Annotated in this window: 12 protein-coding genes; 8 read left to right on the plus strand and 4 right to left on the minus strand. The window is 68.4% G+C overall.

Annotation, left to right across the window (positions count from 1 at the left end):
• Window positions 1-25: 25 nt before the first annotated feature.
• The 3 genes from JHD80_RS15375 to JHD80_RS15385 are packed head-to-tail and all read left to right on the plus strand — an operon-like array spanning window position 26 to window position 13,211.
• A complete protein-coding gene (locus tag JHD80_RS15375; RefSeq protein WP_210339903.1) occupies window positions 26-10,840 on the plus strand; it encodes a beta strand repeat-containing protein in 10,815 nt (3,604 codons plus the stop codon).
• A complete protein-coding gene (locus JHD80_RS15380) occupies window positions 10,837-12,471 on the plus strand; it encodes a ShlB/FhaC/HecB family hemolysin secretion/activation protein (protein WP_199088850.1) in 1,635 nt (544 codons plus the stop codon). Before JHD80_RS15375 ends, JHD80_RS15380 begins: the two co-directional genes overlap by 4 nt.
• A 29-nt stretch (window positions 12,472-12,500) precedes the next feature.
• Complete coding sequence (locus JHD80_RS15385; RefSeq protein ID WP_199088852.1) at window positions 12,501-13,211, plus strand: SapC family protein; 711 nt, start codon at window positions 12,501-12,503, stop codon at window positions 13,209-13,211.
• Between the two features lie 28 nt (window positions 13,212-13,239).
• On the opposite strand, the gene JHD80_RS15390 is transcribed toward JHD80_RS15385, so the two are convergent.
• The 3 genes from JHD80_RS15390 to JHD80_RS15400 form a co-directional block, all read right to left on the minus strand.
• Window positions 13,240-14,130, minus strand: coding sequence for a hypothetical protein (locus JHD80_RS15390; RefSeq protein ID WP_199088854.1), 891 nt, complete (start codon window positions 14,128-14,130; stop codon window positions 13,240-13,242).
• Window positions 14,131-14,371: 241 nt separating this feature from the next.
• Window positions 14,372-15,049: a TetR/AcrR family transcriptional regulator gene (locus JHD80_RS15395; RefSeq protein ID WP_199088856.1), complete on the minus strand. Its 678-nt coding sequence runs from the start codon at window positions 15,047-15,049 to the stop codon at window positions 14,372-14,374.
• Window positions 15,050-15,268: 219 nt separating this feature from the next.
• Window positions 15,269-16,426: an acyl-CoA dehydrogenase family protein gene (locus tag JHD80_RS15400; RefSeq protein WP_199088858.1), complete on the minus strand. Its 1,158-nt coding sequence runs from the start codon at window positions 16,424-16,426 to the stop codon at window positions 15,269-15,271.
• An 84-nt stretch (window positions 16,427-16,510) separates the two neighbouring features.
• Here JHD80_RS15400 and JHD80_RS15405 point away from each other — a divergent pair, with 84 nt between their 5' ends.
• The 5 genes from JHD80_RS15405 to JHD80_RS15425 all read left to right on the plus strand — a co-directional run bounded on the left by JHD80_RS15405 (window position 16,511) and on the right by JHD80_RS15425 (window position 23,014).
• Window positions 16,511-17,458, plus strand: a complete 948-nt coding sequence (locus JHD80_RS15405; RefSeq protein ID WP_248311575.1) for an IclR family transcriptional regulator — start codon at window positions 16,511-16,513, stop codon at window positions 17,456-17,458.
• A 44-nt stretch (window positions 17,459-17,502) separates the two neighbouring features.
• Window positions 17,503-18,711, plus strand: a complete 1,209-nt coding sequence (gene pcaF / locus JHD80_RS15410) for a 3-oxoadipyl-CoA thiolase (protein WP_199088860.1) — start codon at window positions 17,503-17,505, stop codon at window positions 18,709-18,711.
• A gap of 85 nt (window positions 18,712-18,796) precedes the next feature.
• Window positions 18,797-20,020, plus strand: a complete 1,224-nt coding sequence (locus JHD80_RS15415) for a CaiB/BaiF CoA transferase family protein (protein WP_199088862.1) — start codon at window positions 18,797-18,799, stop codon at window positions 20,018-20,020.
• Window positions 20,021-20,246: 226 nt separating this feature from the next.
• Window positions 20,247-21,791, plus strand: coding sequence for a cation:proton antiporter (locus tag JHD80_RS15420; RefSeq protein WP_199088864.1), 1,545 nt, complete (start codon window positions 20,247-20,249; stop codon window positions 21,789-21,791).
• Window positions 21,788-23,014 (plus strand): flavin monoamine oxidase family protein, encoded by a 1,227-nt coding sequence (locus JHD80_RS15425; RefSeq protein ID WP_199088866.1) that lies wholly within the window; start codon window positions 21,788-21,790, stop codon window positions 23,012-23,014. The genes JHD80_RS15420 and JHD80_RS15425 overlap by 4 nt, the downstream gene beginning before the upstream one ends.
• A gap of 79 nt (window positions 23,015-23,093) precedes the next feature.
• On the opposite strand, the gene JHD80_RS15430 is transcribed toward JHD80_RS15425, so the two are convergent.
• Window positions 23,094-24,152 (minus strand): sugar phosphate isomerase/epimerase family protein, encoded by a 1,059-nt coding sequence (locus JHD80_RS15430; RefSeq protein ID WP_199088868.1) that lies wholly within the window; start codon window positions 24,150-24,152, stop codon window positions 23,094-23,096.
• Between the last annotated feature and the right edge of the window lie 125 nt (window positions 24,153-24,277).

A 24,277-nucleotide genomic window follows, 5' to 3' on the forward strand; every position in this document is an offset into this window, starting at 1 on the left:
CAATATCGCGAGCCTCGACAGCCGCGTGCTCGCCGACATCACCGGCTCGGTCTTGTCCGCTCCCGGTGCCGTCGCGGCTTCGGCGACCTCCGATCGGATCGTCGACGCCAACACCATGACCTATGGCGTCGGCGGCTCGGTCGGCATCGGCGCGGCGGTCGCGATGATCGCGGTCGGCACCGGCACGCCCTCCGGCGCGGGCGCCGAGCTCAATGCCGGCGGCAACGGCACGCTCGCGCGTGTCGACCAGCTTACGGCCGGCAATGCCTCGCTCGTGCTGAGCGCGAGCGGGCTCTCCGCCTATCGCAGTTATCGCGGCACGGCCGGCGCTGCGATGAGCGATGCCGCGCTGCGCGATGCGGCGCAGGCCGACTACAATCAGTTGCTCGCCAATGGCAGCATCGCGAATGGCGCGCTGACCCTCACCAGCTCGGGCGTCGCAGCATTGCGCAGCGCCGCCGCGACCGCGCTCGGCATCGCCAGCCCGACCGATACGCAGGTCCGGGACTGGGCGGCGCAGCGCTACACGGCTCTGAGCGGCGGCGCGGTGTCCTATCTGATGAGCGATGCCGGCGTCAGCGCCTATCGCGCGACGGTGACCGCCACCACGCCCGATGCCAGCGCGGACCAGATCCGCAGCGCCGCCAACGACGCCTATGCGCGCCTGCTCGCCAACGGCACGGTGAGCAACGGCGTGCTGACGCTGAGCAGCGCCGGCCTTGCCGCCTATCGCGCCGACGCTGCCGCCAGCGTCGGGCATGCCGCGAGCGATGCCGAGGTGCTGGCCTATGCGGCGGAGCAATACAGCTTCTTCAACGCCAATCGCAGCCGCATCGTCGCGCCCGCCGCGCAGAGCGCCTCGGCGCTGCTCGATTCCCAGGGCTCGCGAACGGCGGCGACGGTGTCCGGCGGCAACATCGCGAGCGGCTCGATCGCCATCTCCTCGCTGTCGCGCACGACGACCAGCAATATCGCGAGCGGCGTCGGTGCCGGTGGCGCAGCCGGCGGCGGCGCTGCAACGGCCTATACCGATATCGGCGACAACGTCGTCGCAAGCCTTGCTCCGACGACCGCCACGACCGGCACGATCAGCGTGACCGCGACCTCGACCGACGGCACGGGTTCCGCCGCGCGCGTCGAGGCCACGGCCGGGGCGGGCGCTCTCGCTGCCGCGGCCGGGGCTGCCGTCGCCAAGGGCACGCTGTCCAACCAGGTGACGGCGACGCTCGGCGGCGCACTCACCACGACCGGTGCGACCACCGTCACGGCCCTCAACAGCCAGACCGGGCGTTCGGACGCCTTCGGCGCCACGGTCGCAGGCGGGCTCGCGCTCGGCGTCTCGCTGGCGAAGAGCGCCGCCGAGAGCACCGTTGCCGCCAGCTATCTGGCGGGCTCGAATTTCACCGGCACCGGCCTGTCGATCAATGCGACCAGCACGGGCGCGGCCCATGCCGCGGCCGTCGCTGGCGTGGGCGGGCTGCTCGCGGCCGGCGCAGGCGCCGATGCCGACGCCGACGACAACACGACCGTCTCCGCCACGATCGGTGCCAGCGCCCGCGCGAATGTCGGGACAGGCACCATCACCGTCGCGGCCACGGCCTCGCCGGACGCCAAGGCCTTCGCCAAGGGCGCTGCGGTGGCCGGTGGCCTCGCCGTTGGCGTCGCGGTCGCCAATGCCACGGCCGCGCCGACGGTGCGCGCCGCCATCGAAGACAATGCCAGCCTCCCGGCGAGCCAGTTCTCCGCCGGCAGGCTCTCCGTCCTCGCGACAGGCTCGGTCTTCGGCACGCCGGTCGGCGATGCCTCGGAATTGCCTGATACGACCGGCGATTTCGACCGCGGCGGCACCTCCGCCGCCGCCTCGGCGATCGCCGGTTCCGGCGCCTATTACGTCGCCGCGACTGGCACCGATGCGCAGGCCCACAACACGGCCTCGGTGACGGCATCGGTCGGCAACTATGTTCGCCTGCCGACGGGGACCGTCACGATCACCGCCAGCAACACCACGGTCCAGACGGCGACCGCGACCGGGATCACCGCCGCCGGCACCGCAGCCATCGGCTCGGTCAAGGCCAAGGCCGACAGCGACACCACCACGCTGGCCTCGCTCGGCAACGGCGCCACCATGGCGGCGAGCGGCGCCGGCAGCTTCTCGCTCTCCGCAAGCGGCAACGACACGCAGATCGCGCATGCCAAGGCCGGAAGCGGCGGGCTCTATGCCGGCTCGGGCGCGGAGGGGAGGACCGGGAATACCGCCACCGTGACGACCTCGATCGGCGAGAATGCGGTGATCAACACCGGCCTCGTCACGCTCGCCGCGAGCCATGACGATCGCTATGCGGCGCTGATCGACAGCTTGCAGGCCTCGGCCGTGGGCGCCAGCGCGGCGCTCGGGCGCCACGACGCGGTCGTCGACGTGCTTACCTCGCTGGGCGCGGGCAGCCGCATCACCGCGACCGGCCCGGATACGGCCGGCTGCTACCTGTCGAGCTGCCTGCAAGCGGTCGCGATCACCAGCCGCAACGCGTTCACGCAGCTCGACCTCGGCGACACCGTGCAGGCGGCCGCTGGTGGCGGCATCAACGGGGCCGGCGCGACCTCGATCACCGATATTACCGGCACCTCGAAGGTCCTCCTCGGCGACAATGTCGGGATCGCCGCGGGCAGGAGCCCGACGGCGGCGCCGGGGCCGATGCTGCTCCAGGCCTGGACCGAGCTGACGGCCGACGACACGGCCTCCCTGACCACCGGCGGCCTGCTGCAGGGAGCTGGCGTCACCACGCATTACGGCGCCCATGTCGACAATGAGGTTACGCTCGGCAGTAACGACGCCCTGAGCTCGTTCGGCGCGATCAATATCGGCACCTACACGACCGCGCTGGTGCGCGCGAACGCCTATGTGAACACCTATGGCGTGGCCACGGTCGGCGCCGCCAATGCCGAGGTCAGGATCGTCACCGACAACGACGTCAAGGTGGGCGCGAATTCGTCCCTGATCGGGCTCGCCGATGTGAATGTGGTGGCCGGCCGCGACGGATCGGGCCTGCGCCTCAACAGCCTCACGGGCATGGCGACCGCGCTCGGCTATGTCCGCGGCATCATCGCGGTTCCGGCCGCCGATGCCTCGACCGATCTGCAGAACCACGCCAAGGTCCAGATCGATTCCGGCGCCACGATCTCCAGCGCCCAGAATGTCGGCCTCGGCGCCTATGACGGGCTGCTCAGTGCCCAGGCCGACGGCACCGGCCATGGCTACCAGCTCTATTTCATTCCGGTGACCTCCGGGACGAGCAGCCCTGGCTTCTCGTCGAGCTCGACGCTGGTGATGAACGGCACGGCGACCGCCGGCATCTACAACACCCAGCGCATCGAGATCGGCTGCGGGCCCACAGCTTCCGTGCAATGCGGCCCCAACGACACGCCGACCATCCGCTTCATCAGCGGCGCGCCGGTCACCGCCGGCTACAACCCGGCTTTCGACACGATCGCCTATATCAATGCGAATTACGACCCCACGGTCGCGGGCACGCTGATCTCCGGCGTCAATGCGTCGCCGGTCAAGGCGGTGCGTCTCAGCCAGCTCTATGCCGCAGGCGGCAATGTCCGCGTCAACGGCAGCAGGGTCGAGGGCAACGGCACGCTGACGGCGAATGGCGGCCCTTCGATCACCGTCATCAACCGCAGCAACGCCTATCTCATCCTCGACGGCGGCGCCTATATTCCGGAGACGACGGGCGGCCAGATCATCGGCTCCAGCGGCTCGCTGACGCGCCATACCAATCCCGACGCCACGCCGGTCATCACCATCGACAACAGCTATACCGGCGCTCTCGATGCCAGCGGCAAGGGGCCGGGGCTGCTGATATCAGGCGATATCACCAATCTCGCCGGCGTGGTCTCGCTCAACAACACGCAGGGGTCCTTCGGCTTCTCCGGCCAGCGTATCGACGCGCTGCAGTTCAACACGACCGTGCCGAACGGCGCGGTCGTGGTCTCCTCGAACGGGCCGAACGGCATGTACAATGCCGGCGCGACGCCGCAGGCGGAGTATGCCGGCGCCATCTACTATCCCGGCGGCGGGCCGGGCGACGCGCTCAATGTCGACGAGGCGGTCTTTGCCGCCGCCAATGCGCTCGCTTACGGCCAGGGCGCGACCAACCTGAACTACTTCCTCTACGGCAAGCAGGACGAGGGCACACGGCGCAATTTCTCGATGCAGTTCTACGGCAACTGCATCGGCTATATCGGCGATGCCGGCTATGCCTGCACCGGCGGCTACGACATGGGCAACGATATCCGCTTCATGGTCATCCCGGACCGGCAGGTCTACCGCGAGAGCAACCCGGCCGCCGCCGGCGGCGGCACCAAGATCTACGGCTCCCAGGTCGCGATCAAGGCGACCACGATCAACATCAACGCCTCGATCGAGGCCGGCCGGATCACCGACTGGCAGGGCACGATCGGCGGGAATGTCGGCAGCATCCTGCGCAGCAACCGCCAGCAATGGCTCAGCGACGGCAATACCACGCTCAGCTTCTCCAGCATCTTCGGCGGCGGCTGGTCGGCACCGAATGCCGTGCCGATCTCCTACGACGTTGTGAACGATCGCCTGGTCATGGCTGATGTCAACGCGTCCTCCGGCGGCGGCTCGGTGCTGCTCGACGGCCAGATCATCAGCACGAACACGCTCGGCAACATCAAGGTCAATGGCGGCTTCGGCAATGTCAGCGTGAACAACCAGTCGGGGCTCGACCTCGTCACCAACCGCATCAATACCGGCACCGCCGCCGGCGTGAACGCCAGCACCAGCAAGATCACGATCATCGACAGGCTGATCACCTCCGGTCTGAACACGAAGATCTACGCCTATACGCCGGGCGTCGGCATCGCCGTCTACAAGACGATGAACGGCGCCCAGCCGACCTCCGGCCCGGTCGAATTCATTGCCGGCGCCACGGCCAGCTACGATCCCGTCGCCGGCACGCGCTACGAGTGGACGCAGCAAGCCCTGCTCCAGAAGGAGGGCCTGACGCCGCAGACCACGCAGGTGCGCGACCTCGTGTCCTACTGGCGCTACGATTCCGGTACTTCGGGCAACCCCTGGGTCTATGTCGACGCGCAGTCGCCGAGCACCAATCCCGGCGCGGACTGGATGTACTGGTGGTCGCGCAATGCGCAGGCGCCGAGCGGGGGCGTATCGGGCCGCATCACCAACAAACCGGGCCTGACCGGCGTCGGACTGACGCAGGAGATCACCGGCGGCCAGCTCGATTTCATCAACAACGAGGCACATTACGGCGGCTGCAACGGGCAGGCGATCAATCATTGCGATCGCGATTTCGTCGCGCAGCCCGGGGCCGGGCAGGCGATCTGGAACTACCAGATGGTGACCCGCGCCTTCGTGCAGGTCACCGCCTCGGTCAAGGCCGACAACCGCTTCGGGATCAGCTTCGCCGGCAATGCCGCCGGCACCGTCAACATCAATTCGAACAGCTCGGTCCTGCTCCAGGGCAACATCGTCAACCCCAGCGGCTCGACGACGATCACCGCCTCGGCCGGCAGCATCACCCAGGCGCCGAACGTCTCGCTTCTCAGCAACAACCTGACGCTGAACGCCCGCGATTCCATCGGCACCGCCGCGCAGGCGATCACGACGACCCTGACCTCGGGCGCGCAGCTCAGTGCGGTCACCGGGAGCGGCGGCATCAATCTCGACATCACCGGCAGCGCGCGTATCGCCGCCTTGCGCGCCGATGGCTCGCCCGGCACCTATGGCGACATCCGGGTGCACGCCACGGGCAGCCTGGACTCGGTGGTGACGGCCTCGGCCAATGTCATCGGCCGCAACATCACGCTCTCCAGCGATACCGGCAGCATCGGCTCGATCGCCAATCCCCTGAAGATGCGCGCGGTTGCGACGCTGCTGCCGAACGGCAGCTATGTCGACGGCGTCGTCAATGTCAGCGCTCTCGGCGATATCGGCATCGCCCAGGTCTCGGGCGACCTGCGCGTCGGCGAGATCGCAAGCGAGACGGGCAATGTCCGCATCGACGTCAATGCCGGCAGGCTGGTCTCCGCGACCGGCCAGACCGCCGCGCAGGCGCTCAGCGCCGACCAGCTCTCGCAGGTCTCCCGCTCGCTCAAGCTGACCTCGGCGGATGGCGCGGATGCCGCGGCTTTGGCCAGCGTCGCCAGCTTCGAGAAGCAGGTGACGCAGAGCTACGGGCTGTACATCGCGCTGGTTCGCAACGGCAGCCTCAGCACCCAGACCGTCGGCGGCGTCAGCCAGAAGGTCTTCACGCTGAGCGACAGCGCGATCCCGCTCTACCAGGCCTTCGCCGATGCCGCGCTCGGCCATGCGGCGAGCGCGCAGGAGGTGAAGGACTACGCGGCTTCGCGCTATGCGGCCTATTCCGGCGTCTTCGAGATGGCCTATGGCAGCGGCTGGGCCAGCCAGGCGCGCTTCAATCCGGCGACGGCGGACAATGGTTTCAGCTTCAGCGCGGCCGCTTCCGATGCTGCTCCCGGCCTTGCGACCCGTATCGCGGGGGATGCCGTCTGGACCGATCGGCAACTGATCTCGGCGATCAACAAATCCGCCTTGCAGCCCGCGTCCGGCGTCGTCGGCAACGGCACGGCGCTGGTCGTCGGTCACGATATTACGTTCAACATCGCCGGCAGCATCGGCTCGCTCGCACCGGACATGCAGGTGGCGCTGGACGCGATCCGCAGCGGTTCGGTCACCGACGCACAGCTTGCCGCTCTCTCCGTCGCGACCACGGCCGGCAGCGTCAAGATCATGGGGCAGAGGCAGGATGGCAGCCTCGTCGAGGTGACCGATCTCGGCAACGTGCCCGCCGGCGTCACGCTCACCCGCGTCGACGTGAAGCAGACCGCGCCGCTCTTCATCAACGCGACCGGCACCTTCTCGGCCTCGGCACAGGGCGATGCCTATGTCCAGGCGACAACGAACGTGCAGTCGTCCGGCACGCCGCGGGCGGCCGGCGGAACGCTGACGATCGGGCAGATCTCGGCGACCGGCACGATCAACCTCCAGGCGCCGCAAGGCATCGTCGTCGGCACGCAGGCCGACGGGACGACGCCGCGCAACCCTGTCCAGATCCAGAGCGGCGGCGACCTCGTGCTGGCCGCGGGCGGCGGCGGCATCGGTTCGGCGGCGACGCCTTTGACCTACCAGATCGGCGGCAGGCTGGTCTCCGCCTCGGCCGCTGCGGGCGATGCCTATCTCGTCGCCAATGCCGGCAATGCCGAGATCGGCCGCATCTTCGCCTCGGGCACGGCGTCGCTGACGGCGCGCAGCGGTGGCATCCAGGGCTATCTGCCGGGCATCGCGATCTCGGCGAGTTCCGTCCAGCTCAACGCCACCGGCAATGTCGGTTCGGCCTCCGCGGCGCTCGGCCTGCAGACCGCGGCCAGCGGGTCGGTGTCGGGCCAGATCGGCGGTGAGGCTTGGCTCGCGGCGCCGACGATTTCCGGCCAGTCGCCGAGCGCGTTGCGGCTGGGCGCCATCAGCGCCGCGAATGGTCTCACGGCCACGGCCGACGGCGAGATCGATGTCCTCGGCGCGCTGCGCTCCTCGGCCGGCGCGATCGCGCTGAGCGGCGCCAGGATCGTCATGAGCAACGGCATCGACATCCAGGCGGCGGGCCGGGCGAGCCTTGCTTCCGGGGGCGATATCAAGCTCGGCCATATCGCGAGCGCGCTCGCCGCACCTGCCGGCACGGCTTCGATCATGATCACGGCCGCGGGCTCGATCCTCGCTAACGGCGATGCGGGAACGCTGCTGGACGCCGGCAGTACCGGCGGCGCGATCGCTCTTCAGGCCGGCGTCGATCTCGGCAGCACGGCCGCGGCCCTGACCTTCGCGGCCTCGACGCTCTCGGCCCATAGCCTCGGCGGCGACATCCATCTCGCCTCGTCGGGAGCGACGCATGTCACGAGCCTGCTGGCCGATGCCGGGGCAGCCAATCTCGTCGCCGGCGGCAACCTGGCGGTCGATACCGCAACGACGGCCGGAGGGGCAGCTCTGTCGACCACGGCCGGGACGCTGACGCTGACGAACCTGACCGCAGGCGGTGCGACCGCGCTCGAAGCGACCGGGCTGATCAGCCTGGCCAGCGCGACGACTAGGTCTGGCGCGTTCTCGGCGGTCTCCAGCGCGGCCGGTATCACGGCCGGCACGATCGACGCGGCGGGCGGGGCCACGCTGACGGCCGCCGGCGCGATCTCGGTCACGACCAGCCTGACGGCCGGCGGGGCGGCGGATGTATCCACGCATGCGGGCACGCTCGACATCGCTCGCCTGACCGTCGGCGCAAGCGCGACGCTCTCGGCTCCGGGCGCGATCACGCTGGGGGACACCAGGACGACGGCTGGCGACCTCAGCGTAACCTCGACGGGCGCGAACCTGTCGCTGGCCGGCCTCGATGTCGCGGGCAATCTGAACCTCACCGCCGCGACCTCGATCGGGGTGACCGGCACTGCCCTCGCCGGCGGCACGGTCGATATGGCGGCGCAGAGTGGTGCACTGACCTTGGCGAGCCTCACCGCTGGCGGCGCGACCGCGCTCGAAGCGACCGGGTTGATCAGTCTGACCAGCGCGACGACCACATCCGGCGCGTTCTCGGCGGTCTCCAGCGCGGCCGGGATCACGGTCGGCACGATCGACGCGGCGGGCGCGGCCACGCTGAGGGCGGCAGGGTCGATCTCGGTCACCACCAGCCTGACGGCCGGCGGGGCGGCGGATGCCTCCACGCATGCGGGCACGCTCGACATCGCCCGGCTGACGGTCGGTGCAAGCGCGATGCTCTCGGCTCCGGGCGCGATCACGCTGGGCGACGCCAGGACGACCGCCGGCGACCTCAACGTGACCTCGACGGGTGCGAACCTGTCGCTGGCCGGCCTCGATGTCGCGGGCAATCTTGCACTGACGGCGGTGACCTCGATCGAGGTCGCCGGCACAGCTCTCGCGGGCGGCGCGGCCGATGTGACGGCGCAGAACGGTACCCTGACGCTGACGAACCTGACCGCAGGCGGTGCGACCGCGCTCGAAGCGACCGGGTTGATCAGCCTGACCAGCGCGACGGCGACGGCGGGCACGTTCTCGGCAGCCTCCAGCACGGCCGGGGTCACGGTCGGCACGATCGACGCGGCGGGCGCGGCCACGCTGAGGGCGGCAGGGCCCATCTCAGTCACCACCAGCCTGACGGCCGGCGGTGCGGCGGAGGTCTCCACGCAGACGGGCACGCTCGACATCGCCCGCCTGACCGTTGGCGCGAGCTCGGCGCTCTCGGCTCCGGGCGCGATCACGCTGGGCGATGCCAGGACGACCGCTGGCGACTTCCGCGTGACCTCGACGGGCGCGAACCTGTCGCTGGCCGGCCTCGATGTCGCGGGCAATCTCGCACTGACGGCGGCGACCTCGATCGGGGTGACCGGCAATGCCCTCGCCGGCGGCACGGCCGATATGACGGCGCAGAGTGGTGCACTGACCTTGGCGAGCCTCACCGCAGGCGGCGCGACCTCGCTCGAAGCGACCGGGTTGATCGGCCTGACCAGCGCGACGACCACGTCTGGCGCGTTCTCGGCGGTCTCCAGCACGGCCGGGATCACCGCCGGCACGATCGACGCGGCGGGCGGGGCCACGCTGACGGCGGCGGGGCCGATCTCGGTCACGACCAGCCTGACGGCCGGCGGGGCGGCAGACGTCTCCACGCATGCGGGCACGCTCGACATCGCCGGCATGATGGCTGGCGGAACGCTCGGGTTGCGCGCTTCGGGGGCGATCCTCCTCGGCACGGCCCGTGCCGGGGGAGATCTTTCCATCCGGTCGACGGCGGGCACGGTCTCGGCGACAGCCCTGACGAGCGCTGGGAATGTCGATGCCGAAGCGGTTGGGGCCGTAACGATCGGAACGCTTCTGGCCGGCGGGAATATCCGCCTGCTCTCGAACCAGGCAGGCGTGGTTGCGTCGAGCATCGATGCCGGCGGCTCGGCCGTGCTCATGGCCGCAGGCGACATCGAGGGCGGGACGATCACGGCACGCGATACGCTGGCCTTCCTGGCCGGGCGCAGCGGCCAGGGCTCGATCAGGATCGTCGACGGCGCGTCGCGCCGGCTCGTCGCGGGCGCTCCGGATAGGGTTCGGCTCGGCCGCTTCAGCGCCGGCGAGAGCATCGTCATCACGGGCACGCAGATTACGGCCGATATCGCTCACTTCCCGGGCGGCGGCCTGCCGCTGGCGCTCGATATCACCGGCTTCCGCGACCGCAGCGCCGATCGGGTCGATCTGAACGTCCAGGCAGGCGAGATTCTGGCGAGCCGTATCGCTGCGGCCGACGGCACTCTGATCACGACCGCGGGCAAGATCGGGATTGCGGAGGCCTTCATTCCGGGAGCGTTCGTGATCGAGACACCGTCGATGACGGTCCTCACCAACAACCGCACGCTGGCGCCGGATTTCGCCTATGACGTGCAGCTCTATGCAAGGGGACGCCCGTTCTATCTCGATCTGAACGGGGCGAAGCTGATGACGAACGCCTATATCATTCGCTTCGACGCCGACGCGGTCGATATCCCGCCCTCGGCTGGAACCTCGCTGACGCGCGACCTGCCACGGCTGGGTGCCCTACTGAACGATGCTGCGGGGGATGTCGCCGGCAGCGGCTTCAGCTTCGGCACGGGCGGAAACTGGCGCAGCTTCTGGGCCGGCACGGGCGGCTGGCGCGGCGTTCCCTCGGGGCAGCCCCTCGATTTCGTGGCTTCGATGAAGCCCGGCCAACCGCCGGTCAATCTGGATGAGACGGAGGATCGGCCTTGAGGCGGTCACGGCGCGCTGCCTGGCGCCTCGGTTGGGTCATTCTGCTGGCTTGCGCAGCCGGCTCCGCGTCCGCCCAGATCGTCTCGCGCACGATCGAGAACGAGGCCGAGCGCCAGCGGCTGGAGATCGAGCGCCGCACCGCCCCGCAGCGCCAGAGCGGCCCCGGCGTCGTCGCGGCGCCGGCCGGTCCGCGGCTCGAATTCCCGGCCGGCGGCGCGAGCGTCGTGCTGACGCGCATCGATTTCGATGCTTCGCGCTTTCTCGATGCGGCCGAACTCGGTGCCATCCGGTCGCGCTATGTCGGGCGCAAGGTCGATCTCGCGGAGATCGGCAAGATCCTGCAGGCGGTCAACGATCTCTATGCCGGGAAGGGCCAGATCACGGCCAGCGCCGTGCTGCCCCCGCAGAAGCTGACCGGCGGCGTGCTCAAGATCAACCTCGTCGAGGGACGGGTCGGCAAGGTTTCGGTCTCTGGCACGGTCCAGAGCTGGCCCTGGTATGTCCGCTCGCAAGTGCCGGTCACCGAAGGGGAGGTGGTCGACACGCCTGAGCTCAACCGTGCCGTCTCGATCTTCAACCGGCTCAACGAGGCGCAGATCCGGGCGCAGCTCAATGCCGGCGCCAGCTTCGGCCTCACCGATCTCGATCTCGCCCTGACGGAAGCGCCGCGCAACCTCGCCCAGATCGCCTTCGACAATCAGGGCGTGCTCTCGACGGGTCGCTACCAGGGCACGCTCTTCCTGAAGCACAGCAACCTGCTCGGCATCGACGATCGGCTGGTCTTCTACGGCTCGCGCGCCCGCGGCAGCATCGTCGGCACCGGCAGCTATACGCTGCCGGTCTCGCCCTGGGGCACAAGGCTCGGCGTCAGCTTCACGCGCTCGGGCTATCACATCGTCAACGGCGCGATCCGCGAATTGCGGCCGGAGGGCGTGTCGGAAAGCGCGTCGCTGACCCTGTCGCAGCCGATCTTCGCGACCGAGTCGGTTCTCCTGCAGGCAACGGGCGCGGCGGGCTTCGGAGCGGGACGCAGCAAGCAGCTCGACTTCACCACCGTCGATACCCGCTACACCCGGGCCAGCGTGGGCGCGGCGCTGAACGTCAACCTTGCCAGCCTGAACCATTCCTCCACGGTGAACTGGGGGCAGATCGCCCATCACGATATGCTGGCCGATACGCGGCGGAACTACACGGTCTGGACCGGCAACACGGCTTCGGTCTGGCGCATCGGCGACGACGTCTACGGCACGCTGGTCGGCGCCTGGCAATATACCGGCGAGACGCAGCTTCCGGGCGACCAGATCTTCCAGATCGGCGGTCCGACAACGGTGCGCGGCTATCCGATCGGCGCGGCTTTCGGCAATTCAGGCTTCTACGGCCAGGCCGAGCTCCACTACACCTTGCCGGACGTCCTGAAGCAGTTCGAGGCCTTCGCCTTCCTCGACCACGGCCGGACCTATGCCAATCCCAACCTGACGGCGCGCGCCACGTCGATCGGTGCCGGGCTGATCTGGCGGCCATTGGACTGGGCGACGCTGGAGGGCGGAATCGGGCGCCCGCTCGAGCGGGTTTCCGCGCTCCAGCGCGATGCGGAGCTCTATTTCCGCCTGACGCTGCGCAAGACCATCTGACACCAAGCCATCGCCAGCAGGACGAGACCATGGCCCCTCTGCCGCTTTTCTATTCCAGCATCGCAGCACTCGACCGGAACACGCATCGCGAAGCGCGCCTGGCGGCCGTCGACAAGCCCTATGCCTTCGCGGCCCAGGCCCATGTCCTGCCGGCTCTGACGGCGGAATTCGTGCCCGGCTGCCGCGACATGCCGATCCTGTTCCTGGACGAGGGCGGCACCTTCTCGCCGCTCTTCATGGTCGGGATGCGGCCGGGCGAAAGCCGCTTCGTCGACGGCGAGGGGCGCTGGCGCGGCCATCACGCGCCGGCCTATCTGCGGCGCTATCCCTTCATCGGGGGCGACGTTTCCGCCGAGCAGCAGATCATCTGCGTCGATGGCGGCTATGCGGGGCTCCAGGCCGATGCCGGAGAGCGGCTCTTCGGGGAAGACGGCGAACCGGCGGAAGCCTTGCAGCGCGTCATCGGCTTCGTCGCCGAATATGCGGAAGCCGCGAAGGCGACGGCAGCCTTCACCGCCGAGTTGAAGGCGCTCGACCTGTTCCAGACGATCAATATCGATATCCGCGCCGCCGACGGCGCGACCTCGAGCTATAGCGGCTTTTCCGCGATCTCGGAGGAGCGGCTCAACGCGCTGCCCGGCGAGACCTGGCTCGACCTGCGGCGCAAAGGCTATCTCGTGCCGATCCACGCCCACCTGATCAGCCTGGCGAATTTCACCCTGCTCGGCGAGCGCCCCTGACCAGGTCCGCGACGGTGCGCTTTCGCCGTCAGCGAGGCGGACTGGCCGATGCATCATCGGCTCTTACGGTCGCCGTGCTGAAGGCGTCCGCGATGATGGCCAGCTTGGTGGCCTGCACCCGCGCGTATTCGTTGCGGAACGTCCGGGAGAGCCAGAGCCTGGATCGGCCGGGGGCTCCATCCCAGCCGAGTGCGCCGATCGCGGCTGCGGCGGCGATGGTTCGGCCGGCATGGGTGCGCGAGAGGCCGAGCCCCCGGGCCAGCGCTGAGATGGAGGTGATATGCGTCGGCGCGCGCGCCTGCGGTGGCGCGGCGATATCGAGCCCGGCGATGAGGCGGTCCATCAGGCTGCCGCCGTCATCGATCAAGGCGAAGATCGCGTAGCTTGGCGGAAGCGTCCGGATCGTGGTGTTGCCGAGCAGCGCGGCCGCGACCAGCGGTTGCAGGGTGGCGAGCAATGGCTCCTGGTCCTGACGCAAGCGCGCGAGCCTGCCGCCGCTGTCGAGCCTGTCGAGCGCGCCGAGATGGATTGCGAACCATTCCGCCAGGGCTGATAGCGTCGCGGGTGCGGGAACGACGAGGTCGCTTGCCCAGCCGGCTGCCGCAGCCGGGTGGACGATGCCGTAATGGAGAACTTCGTCGAAGAAGGCCGCCGCCGTATTGCGGCTCGACAACGCGAAAGGCTGGAGGTCGTCGAGGAATTCACGCCGGGACAGGCCCGGCCTGCCCGCTCGCACCGCATGGAAATAGCGCGCCAGAGCCACATGCGACATCAGCCAGCGCTGCTGCGTGGAAAACAGCGAGGCCAATCGAGGTGCGGCTTCCTGTACGGCGAGGAAACCGCTTGCGAGGCCATGGGCGACATCATCGAAGTCCCGGTGCGCGAGCAGATGCGCAATCCGGTCTTCCATCGTCGCCATGCCCGCTCCACTCCCCTGATGCGCGCTTGTCCGCGACGTCAGTGCGAGACCAGATTGCACAATTCTGATGAATTTGAGAAGCGCGGAATCGGCGAGCGGCGATGCTTCACTGCCGGGAAACGCTCCTCACGCGGATGTTCAGGTCGTGGGAATCCGATGCCGCGACCAATGATCTGAGCAGGTCGCCGTTCGGTGCCGAGGCTCGACGGCCTAAGCCGGACAGGGGCGGCGGGGTCGGGGATCAGGGTTGGGCCGCGGCCCCGTACAGGATCGCGCCGACCATGGCGCGATAGCGCAGCTTGAGCGTCTCGGGATCGGCGGGCGGCAGGCTCTGATTGGTCCCGCGCGCGCCATCGGCGAGCAGTTGCGCCAGGCTATCGGCATCAACCTCCGGCTTGAGCCGAAGCCTCCGGGCAGCTTCCAGTTCCCTGATGAAAGCGGCGAGCTCTACCTGGAAGGCGATGGCGGAGGCGATCATGAGATCGCGGCAGCGGCGGAAGGCCTGGTCGTTGATCTCGACGGCATGCGGTGATTTGCCGACGCGGCGGCGGTTGTCGCCGTAGCGGACATCGAGGATCGTGGCGAAAATCTCGACGACATCCTGCCCCTGATCGAGGCATGCACGGCCGGCTGTCAGCCCGGCGGCCACCGCGCGGGCATTGGCATCCTCGATGAGGAACCGGAACGCTTCCTCCTTCGAGCCGAAATAGTTGTAGACCGTCCGTCGCGTCACATCGATGGCATCGGCGAGCGCGGACATCGTCAGATACTGATAGCCGTGATCGAGGAACGCCCGTTCCACCCCCGATGCCAATTCGGCGCGTGTGACCATCTGACCTTCCAGGCCGCAGGCGGCAGCCCCGTAAAACGATTCCCTTATCCGGTTTCCCGTTTTCGCTCGGCAGCCCCTGCAGCGCAATCACTCTCTGGAGCGATCGCCCGGCCCGGCCCGAACCTGGGACGGAGACGCCAGCCGGCGCCGAATGCGCAGCCTAGAATGGCCGGCTTGGCTCTCCTGAACGCGACATCAAGGTTCCGTGGCGGCCGGGGTCAGCTCGCCGCAGAGCCTGTCGGAAGGCGTTTCGGACGGCCTGATCGGGGCTTGCACGGTGGCATGGAGCGCCGGGGTCATCTGCGATCAGCGCGCGTTGCGGATCATGTTGCGCGCGATGACGAGCTGCTGGATTTGCGTCGTCCCCTCGTAGATCCGGAACAGCCGGACGTCGCGGTAGAAACGCTCGATGCCGAAATCCGCGACATAGCCGGCGCCGCCATGGATCTGGACCGCCCGGTCCGCGACACGGCCGACCATCTCGCTCGCGAACATCTTGCAGCAGGCCGCCTCGGTGGAGACTTCGGCGCCACGATCCTTGCGCCGCGCGGTTTCCTCGACCATGCAGCGGGCGGCATAGGCTTCGGTCTTCATGTCGGCGAGCATCGCCTGGACGAGCTGAAATTCGGCGATCGGCTGGCCGAACTGCCGGCGCTCCATGGCGTAGCGCAGGCTGTCGGCGATCAGCCGCTCGGCGACGCCAACGCAGACCGCGCTGATATGGAGGCGGCCGCGATCGAGGACCTTCATCGCGGTCTTGAAGCCCTGGCCGAGCCGCGCCGCACCGCCGATGATATTCGCCGCCGGCACGCGGACATCGTCGAAGTTCACGTCGCAAGTGTGGGTGCCCTTCTGCCCCATCTTGCGGTCGTTGGCGCCGAGCGTGATACCGGGCGCCGTCGCCTCGACCAGGAAGGCGGAGACGCCGCGCGCGTCGCGGCTGTCGAGATCGCTGCGGGCGAAGACGGTGAAGAGGCCGGCCTCGGGTGCATTGGTGATGAAGCGCTTCGTGCCGCGGATGAGGTAGTCGTCGCCCTCGCGGCGCGCGATCGTGCGCAACGACCCGGCGTCGGAGCCGGCTTCCGGCTCGGTCAGGCAGAAGGAGCCGATGATCTCGCCCGAAGCCAGCCGGGGCAGCCAGCTCCGCCGCTGCTCCTCCGTGCCGTCGATGACGATCCCCTGCGAGCCGATGCCGTTATTGGTGCCGATCAGCGAGCGGAAGGCCGGCGATGTCCCGCCGAGCCGAAAGGCAACCTGGACCTCTTCGGCCATGTTCAAGCCGAGCCCGCCATAATCCTGCGGAATCGACAGGCCGAACAGGCCGAGATTGCGCATCTCGTCCATGATGCCCGCGGGCACCTGGTCGGTCTCGGCGACCTCGTCCTCCAGGGGCCGCAGTCGTTCGGCGACGAAGCGGGCCACGGTGTCCAGCAGCAGATCGAAAACGTCCTGATCGAGCGCCATTATTTCGCATCCCAAAATTAAATTCTGGCGTTGTCTGCGTCATTTGCATCCGCTAGAAAGACTGTCAATGTCCGAAATATTATTTTGGAATACGAAATAAGAAATGCTTTGCCCCTCTCTTTGCTCCCGTCGATCGGACAACTGGCGAGACCTGGGCTCCATGCTGCCGCCCCGGTGGAAGCGGCCCATTCCTGGGCGGTCGGTCCGCGGGGAGCGAGCATGAGAAAGCGCGAGGTCGCCCTCGCGGGGGAACCCGGCGCTCCGGCGGTCAAGGAAGAGCAGTTCGTCACGGCTCTGGCGCGTGGACTTGAGGTGCTGCAGGCGTTCCGGCCCGGCGAACACCGGCTCGGCAATCAGGAGCTCGCGCGCCGCACCGGGTTGCCGAAGCCGACGATTTCTCGCCTGACCTATACGTTGGCGAGCCTGGGCTTTCTCTCCTACGAGCGCGATACGGCGAGCTATCGGCTTTCGATCAGGGCGCTGTCGCTCGGCTTCAGTGCGCTTGGTGGGTTTGCCGTCCGTGATGTGGCGCGGCCCTATATGCAGAAGCTCGCCGACGAGACGGGAGTCTCGGTCGCGCTCGGTGCCCGCGACGGCCCAGGCATGATCTATATCGAGCACTGTCGCGGCGACAGCCCGCTGCATATCGGTATCGAGGTCGGCTCGCATATCAGCCTCGCGACATCGGCCATGGGCCGGGCCTATCTCGTCGCCCTGCCGTCGCCCGAACGCACGCTGTTGCTGGATGCCCTCGCGCAAAAAGGGGGGCGGGGATCGCTGCGCAAGTCCGTCGAGACGGCCGAGTCCGATTATGAAGCGCATGGCTTCGTGCTCTCGCTCGGGGACTGGAAGCCGGGCGTCAATGCCGTCGGCGTGCCGCTCGTGCTCGGCTCGGGGCCGCTCAGCTTCTCCTTGAACTGTGGCGGCCCCGCCGGGCTGCTGCCGCCCGAGTTGCTGCGGGACAGCGTCGGGCCGAAGCTCGCCGCCATCGCTGCGGCAATCCGCAAGGACATGAACCTCCAGAGCGCATGAGCGACGCGGGACACGCGCGCCAGCGAAAAACAGGGATGACCGGAATGACCGAAGCCTTCATCTGCGCCTATGTCCGCACGCCGATCGGTCGTTTCGGCGGCTCGCTGTCGTCGGTTCGGGCGGACGATCTGGGAGCGGTGCCGCTGAAGGCGCTGGTCGAGCGCCATCCCGGCGTCGATTTCGGCGCGGTCGACGACGTGATCTATGGCTGCGCCAACCAGGCGGGCGAGGATAACCGCAATGTCGCGCGCATGTCGCTGCTGCTCGCCTGCCTGCCCAAGGAGGTGCCGGGCACGACGATCAACCGGCTCTGCGGCTCCGGCATGGATGCCGTCATCGCCGCCGCGCGCGCGATCAAGGCCGGCGAGGCCGAACTGATGATCGCCGGCGGTGTCGAGAGCATGTCGCGCGCGCCCTTCGTCATGCCCAAGGCCGACAGCGCCTTCTCCCGCCATGCCGAGATCCACGACACCACGATCGGCTGGCGCTTCGTCAATCCGCTGATGAAGGCGCAGTACGGGGTCGATTCCATGCCGGAGACCGGCGAGAACGTCGCCGCCGACTGCCATGTCAGCCGGGCCGACCAGGACGCCTTCGCGCTGCGCTCACAGCTCAAGGCGGTTGCCGCCCAGCAGAACGGCCGCTTGGCCAAGGAGATCGTCCCGGTGCTGATCCCGCAGCGCAAGGGCGACCCCATTCGCGTTGAGAGCGACGAGCATCCGCGCGGCGACACCACTTTGGAGAAGCTCGCCAAGCTCGGCACACCCTTCCGCAAGGAAGGCGGCACGGTCACCGCCGGCAATGCGTCCGGCGTCAATGACGGCGCCGCGGCGCTGATCATCGCCTCGGAGAAGGCGGCCACGAAATACGGGCTGACGCCGATCGCGCGCATTCTGGGCGGGGCGACCGGCGGCATCGCGCCGCGCGTGATGGGGCTCGGGCCGATCCCGGCGACGCGAAAGCTCTGCGAGCGGCTCGGCCTGAAGCCTGCTGATTTCGACATCGTCGAGCTGAACGAGGCCTTCGCCTCGCAGGGCATCGCGGTGCTGCGCGAGCTCGGTATCGCCGAGGACGGCGCGCATGTGAACCCGAATGGCGGGGCGATCGCGCTCGGCCACCCGCTCGGCATGTCCGGCGCCCGCATCACCGGCACCGCCGCGCTCGAACTGTCGCTCACGGCTAAGAAGCGCGCGCTGGCGACGATGTGCATCGGCGTCGGTCAGGGCATCGCGGTCGCGATCGAGCGAGTCTAACATCGATGCGAAGGTGCTGGCTGCGTCGGCAAGCAGCCAGGAGCCGACCGGCCGCGGATCTGGTCTCTTCCGGAAAGGGTTGCGCATGAATGACGACCTGCCCCTCGCCGGTATTAAGGTCCTCGATCTCTCGCGGGTTCTCGCCGGGCCGCTGAGCGGCATGGTCCTCGGCGATCTCGGCGCCGACGTCGTCAAGGTCGAGCACCCCGAGCGCGGCGACGATACGCGCGACTGGGGCCTGCGGGTCAGCGAAAGCGGGACCACCTATTTCAACAGCGTCAACCGGAACAAGCGCTCGCTCGGCCTCGACCTCCAGAGTTCGGCCGGGCAGGCCGTCGCCCGCGACCTCGCATGTGACAGCGACGTCCTGATCCAGAATTTCAAGACGGGCGGCGCGGAACGTCTCGGCCTCGGCTACGAGGCGCTCAAGGCGTTGAATCCGGGGCTGATCTATTGCTCGATCGGCGGCTACGACGCCCATGGCCCGGAAGCCGGGCGGCCCGGCTACGACCTCGTCATCCAGGGCGAATCCGGGCTGATGGCGATGAATGGCGAGGCTGGGCAGGGGCCGCTGAAGTTAGGCGTCGCCGTCGTCGACCTCTTCACCGGCATGTCGGCCGCGCAAGCGATCCTGGCGGCGCTGGTGCAGCGCGGACGCACCGGCCTCGGCCGCCATATCCAGCTCTCGCTCTACGATTCCGGCCTGACCCTCACGTCCTATTACGGGCTCGAAGCGCTGCAAAAAGGCGAGGATCCACCGAAATACGGCAACAGTCATCCCTCGATCGTGCCCTATGGCGTCTTCGAGGCGGCCGACGGCCCATTGGTCATCACCATCGGCAACAATGCCCAATTCGCACGCTTCTGCCGCGATGCCATCGGCCGGCCGGATCTCGCGGAGGATCCGCGCTTCGCGACCAATCTCCAGCGCTCGATCAACCGCGCGGAGCTGCTGTCGATTCTTGCAGCAGAGCTGAAAGCGCGCAATCGCAGCGATCTTCTCACCGCGCTGGCGCAGGCCGGTATCCCCTGCGGCGAAGTGCTGGGGCTGACGGAGGCATTGACCTCGCAGCGGACTGGCGCAGCCGGGATGGTCCAGGCCTTCCCACATTTCAAGGCGGGGCTGACCCATGTCCTGGCGCCGCCATGGCGTTTCGACGGCGAACGCTTGCCCATCCGAACCCCGCCGCCAGCATTGGGCGAGCACTCGCGGGAGATTCTGGCGACCAGGCTTGATCGAGGGAAGGATGAAATCGCCGGCTTGGAGAATGACGGCGGTTCGCATGGCTATTCAAGATCGCGAGACTGAGGCGGCTCTCCTGTTTGAGGGCGGCGGCCGAGCACGGCGCGCCTGCCGAAGCCGAGGTCGACATGCAGGCCGTGATGGAAGGCTGCCGTCGATCCGGCCGGCGACTGCCGCTGCCTTGCCGGTAGCCTGACAGTCATAGTGCAGTTCATGTCCGCCTGCGCGCGTCGGTCCGTCATTGCTGCGACGTCTGTCGACACCGCAGCAATCGGCGATACACTCGCAGGGCATGGTTCTGTTCGAGTCGCTCCTCGCCATCATGTTCGGGGCCGTCATCCTCGCGGCGGCGTCGCGACGGGTCGGCATCCCGTATCCGGTCGTGCTCGCCATCGGCGGGACGGCTCTCGCCCTGATTCCCAACGCGCCGCGCATCACGCTGGATCCGGAGCTGGTTCTGGCCCTCTTTGTCGCGCCGATCCTGCTTGATGCGGCGTTCGACAGCTCGCCGCGCGATCTGCGCCGGAACTGGCTGCCGGTATCCAGCCTGGTCTTCATCGCAGTCGGCGTCACGACGGCCGTCGTCGCCATCGTGGCGCGCTGGTTCGCGCCGGACCTGCCCTGGGCCGCCGCGATCGCGCTGGGCGCGATCGTCGCGCCGCCCGACGCCGTCGCCGCGACGGCGATCCTGCGCAGGGTGCGACCGCCGCACCGCATCGTCGTGATCCTCGAAGGCGAGAGCCTGCTGAACGACGCGACCGCGCTGCTGATCTACCGCCTGGCGGTGGGGGCGGTCGCAGCCGGCAGTTTCAGCGCGGCGAGCGCCTTGCCGGCCTTCGCGCTCGTCACGGTCGGCAGCATCGTTCTCGGTGCGCTGCTCGGCCTCGCCGCCGTGCGGCTGCTCGTGCTGTTCCGGGATATCTCAAGTGCCATCATCGTGCAGTTCATCACGACCTTCGGCGTCTGGATCCTGGCGGAACGGCTGCATCTGTCCGGGATCATCACCGTCGTCGTCTACGGTATCATGCTCGCGCGGACCGCTCCGGCCGTGACCAGCGCGCGGCTGCGCATCCCGTCCTATGCGGTCTGGGAGACGACCGTCTTCGTGCTCCAGGTTCTCGCCTTCGTGCTGGTCGGGCTGCAGTTGCGGCCGATCCTCGAGGGGTTCGACGCCGCGCAGCGCGTCGGTTACGCCTGGATCGCGCTCGCCGTCCTCGCGACCGTCATACTAGTGCGGCTGACATGGGTCGCGACCTATCGGGGGCTTGCCCTTCTGGTCTCGGGCCGCTCAGCGGATGCGAGGGAAAGGGCGACGTCTCTCCAGAACGCCAAGGGCAGCGTCGTCGTCGCCTGGTGCGGCATGCGCGGCATCGTAACCCTCGCGGCGGCCTTCGCCCTTCCCGCCGATTTTCCCTATCGCGATCTCATTCTGCTCTGCGCCTTCACCGTCGTTGTCGGCACGCTGCTGATCCAGGGGCTGACGCTGGCGCCGCTGCTGCGCTATCTCGCGATGAGCGACGATCACCCGGTCGACCGCGAGTTCGCGCTGGCGCGGAAGGCCGCGCTGGAGGCCGCGATCGGATCGCTCGACGGCGCGCAGCCGGCGGCTGCGGCGGCGATCCGGCAGGAATATCGCGACATGCTGGAACAGACCGGACGGGCCGCGCAGCTCGACACCGACCATAATGCCCTGCGCCGGACTGCGCTCGCGGTCGCGCGCAAGACTGCATTCGAGCTACGGAAGCGCGGCACCATCGGCGACGACGCCTTCCACCGGCTCGAGGAAGAGCTCGATTGGCTGGAACTCGGCGCCGCGCCACGGGAAGGCAGCGCATGAAGCCGCTCGATGTCGCGATCGTCGGGGCCGGAGCGGCCGGTGTCGCAGCGGGCCGGCATCTCGCCGCGTCCGGGCTCGACGTGCTTCTGATCGAGGCGACGGACAGGATCGGCGGACGGGCACACACTGCCTTCCATGACGGCCTGCCTTTCGACCTCGGCTGCGGCTGGCTCCACTCGGCGGATCGCAATGGCTGGGCTGCGCTCGCCCCCGAACTCGGCTTTCATATCGACCGGACCACGCCGCCATGGGGCGTCCAGTTTCGCGATCTCGGCTTTCCGGAAGCCGACCAGCGTGCTGCGCGGGCCGCCTTCGCCCGTTTCGAGCAGCGCCTGCGCGAGGCCCCTTCCGGCAGCGACCGCGCCTCCGACCTTCTCGACCCAAACGACCGCTGGACGCCCTATCTCGAGGCTCTCAGCACCTATATCAACGGCACGGAGCTGGAGCAGCTCTCGATCCGCGACTATCTCGCCTATGCCGACGCCGAGACCGGCGTGAACTGGCGCGTGACCGAGGGCTATGGCAGCCTCGTTGCCGCGGCGGCGAAGGACGTGCCGGTCGCGTTGAACATAGCGGTCACCGGCATCGACGCCTCCGGCCGCACCTTGCGATTGACCAGCGCGCGAGGCGAGGTCGAAGCCGAGCGCGTCATCGTCACGGTCTCGACCGATGTGCTGGCCTCCGGCGCGATCCGCCTGCCGCCTCGGGCCTCGGATCATATCGATGCCGCCGGCGCACTTCCGCTGGGGCTGGCCGACAAGATCATCTTCAAACTGTCCGATTGCGACGGTTTCGAGCCGGATACGCAGGTCCTGGGCAATCCGTCCGTGAAACGAACGGCGACCTATCATCTGCGGCCGTTCGGGCGGCCGTTGATCGAGGGCTTCGTCGGTGGCGAGGCTGCGCGCGAGTTCGAGGCCGATGGCGATGCCTTTGCCGCTTTCGCGCGCGACGAACTGGCCGGGCTGTTCGGCTCCGGGATCAGGCGCCGGCTGGAGCCGATCGCGCAATCGCGCTGGGGGCGCCAGCCTTTTGCGCGAGGCTCCTACAGCCACGCGCGGCCCGGCCATGCCGCGGCGCGGGCGGTCCTCGCCGGGGGTGTCGATGGCAGGCTCTTCTTTGCCGGCGAGGCCTGCTCGATGCAGGATTTCTCGACGGCGCATGGCGCCCTCCAGACCGGCCTTGCCGCCGCACGTGCCATCCTGGACTCGCGGGGCGCCTGATCCGCGAGCCCGGGATGGCATCGGCGCGCGATGATCAACGACTGCTGGCGTTTCGCGCTCTCGTTCCGGCGCCGGAGCGTCAGCGGTCGAGGCCCAGCAGCACTCGATTGGCGGCTTCGTCGATGCCGCTCGCGGCGAAATCGTCGAAGGCGCGCTCCACCGCCTTGATCAGGTGGCTGGCGATGAAGGGCGCGCCTTCCGCCGCGCCCTGCTCGGAATCCTTGATGCAGCATTCCCATTCGAGCACGGCCCAGCCGTCGAAGCCGTATTGGGTCAGCTTCGAGAAGATTCCGCCGAAATCGACCTGCCCGTCGCCGAGCGAGCGGAAGCGCCCGGCGCGCTCCGCCCAGGGCTGGAAACCGGAATAGACCCCCTGCCGCCCGCTCGGATTGAACTCGGCATCCTTCACATGGAACATCCGGATCCGCTTGCGATAGATGTCGATGAAGGCGAGGTAGTCGAGCTGCTGCAGCAGGAAATGGCTGGGATCGTAGAGGATGTTGCAGCGCGGATGGTTGCCGACGCGCTCCAGGAACATCTCGAAGGTGATGCCGTCATGCAGATCCTCGCCGGGATGGATCTCGTAGCAGAGATCGACGCCGGCCTCGTCGAAGGCGTCGAGGATCGGGCGCCAGCGTTTCGCGAGTTCCCCGAAGGCGGTCTCGACCAGGCCGGCGGGGCGCTGCGGCCAGGGATAGACGAAGGGCCAGGCGAGGGCGCCGGAGAAGGTGGCATGCGCCTTGAGGCCCAGATTGCGCGAGGCCTGCGCCGCCAGCATCAGCTGCTCGACGGCCCAGGCCTGACGGGCCTGCGGATTACCCCGCACCTGCGGCGCAGCGAAGCCGTCGAAGGCGAGGTCATAGGTTGGATGCACCGCGACGAGCTGGCCCTGGAGATGGGTCGAGAGCTCGGTCAGCTCCACGCCGGCCTCGCCGAGAATGCCCTTGACCTCGTCGCAATAAGTCTTGCTTTCGGCGGCTTTGCGCAGGTCGATAAGCCTTGCGTCCCAGCTCGGGATCTGGACGCCCTTGTAGCCGTGCCCCGCGGCCCAGCGGGCGATGCCGGAGAGGCTGTCGAACGGTGCGGCATCGCCCGCGAACTGGGCGAGGAAGATCGCCGGTCCCTTGATCGTCTTCATGCCTGATTCCCTTCGCGTCGCCCTCGTTTATGCGGCGCGGGGCCCGGTTTTTGAAGAGCCGCCGTTTCGGGACGGGCCGTGTCTGCCGATGCAAAAAGGGGAGGCGCGTGGCGCCTCCCCTTTTT

This window comes from Allobosea sp. ASV33 (assembly GCF_016428755.1).
Taxonomy (GTDB): Bacteria; Pseudomonadota; Alphaproteobacteria; order Rhizobiales; family Beijerinckiaceae; genus Allobosea.

Excerpts from the sequence above, each read along its gene's own strand:
- JHD80_RS15385 (WP_199088852.1), top strand. The coding sequence starts at position 12,501 with ATGGCCCCTCTGCCGCTTTTCTATTCCAGCATCGCAGCACTCGACCGG.
- JHD80_RS15390 (WP_199088854.1), bottom strand. The coding sequence starts at position 14,130 with ATGGCGACGATGGAAGACCGGATTGCGCATCTGCTCGCGCACCGGGAC.
- JHD80_RS15400 (WP_199088858.1), bottom strand. The coding sequence starts at position 16,426 with ATGGCGCTCGATCAGGACGTTTTCGATCTGCTGCTGGACACCGTGGCC.
- pcaF (WP_199088860.1), top strand. The coding sequence starts at position 17,503 with ATGACCGAAGCCTTCATCTGCGCCTATGTCCGCACGCCGATCGGTCGT.
- JHD80_RS15415 (WP_199088862.1), top strand. The coding sequence starts at position 18,797 with ATGAATGACGACCTGCCCCTCGCCGGTATTAAGGTCCTCGATCTCTCG.
- JHD80_RS15420 (WP_199088864.1), top strand. The coding sequence starts at position 20,247 with ATGGTTCTGTTCGAGTCGCTCCTCGCCATCATGTTCGGGGCCGTCATC.
- JHD80_RS15425 (WP_199088866.1), top strand. The coding sequence starts at position 21,788 with ATGAAGCCGCTCGATGTCGCGATCGTCGGGGCCGGAGCGGCCGGTGTC.
- JHD80_RS15430 (WP_199088868.1), bottom strand. The coding sequence starts at position 24,152 with ATGAAGACGATCAAGGGACCGGCGATCTTCCTCGCCCAGTTCGCGGGC.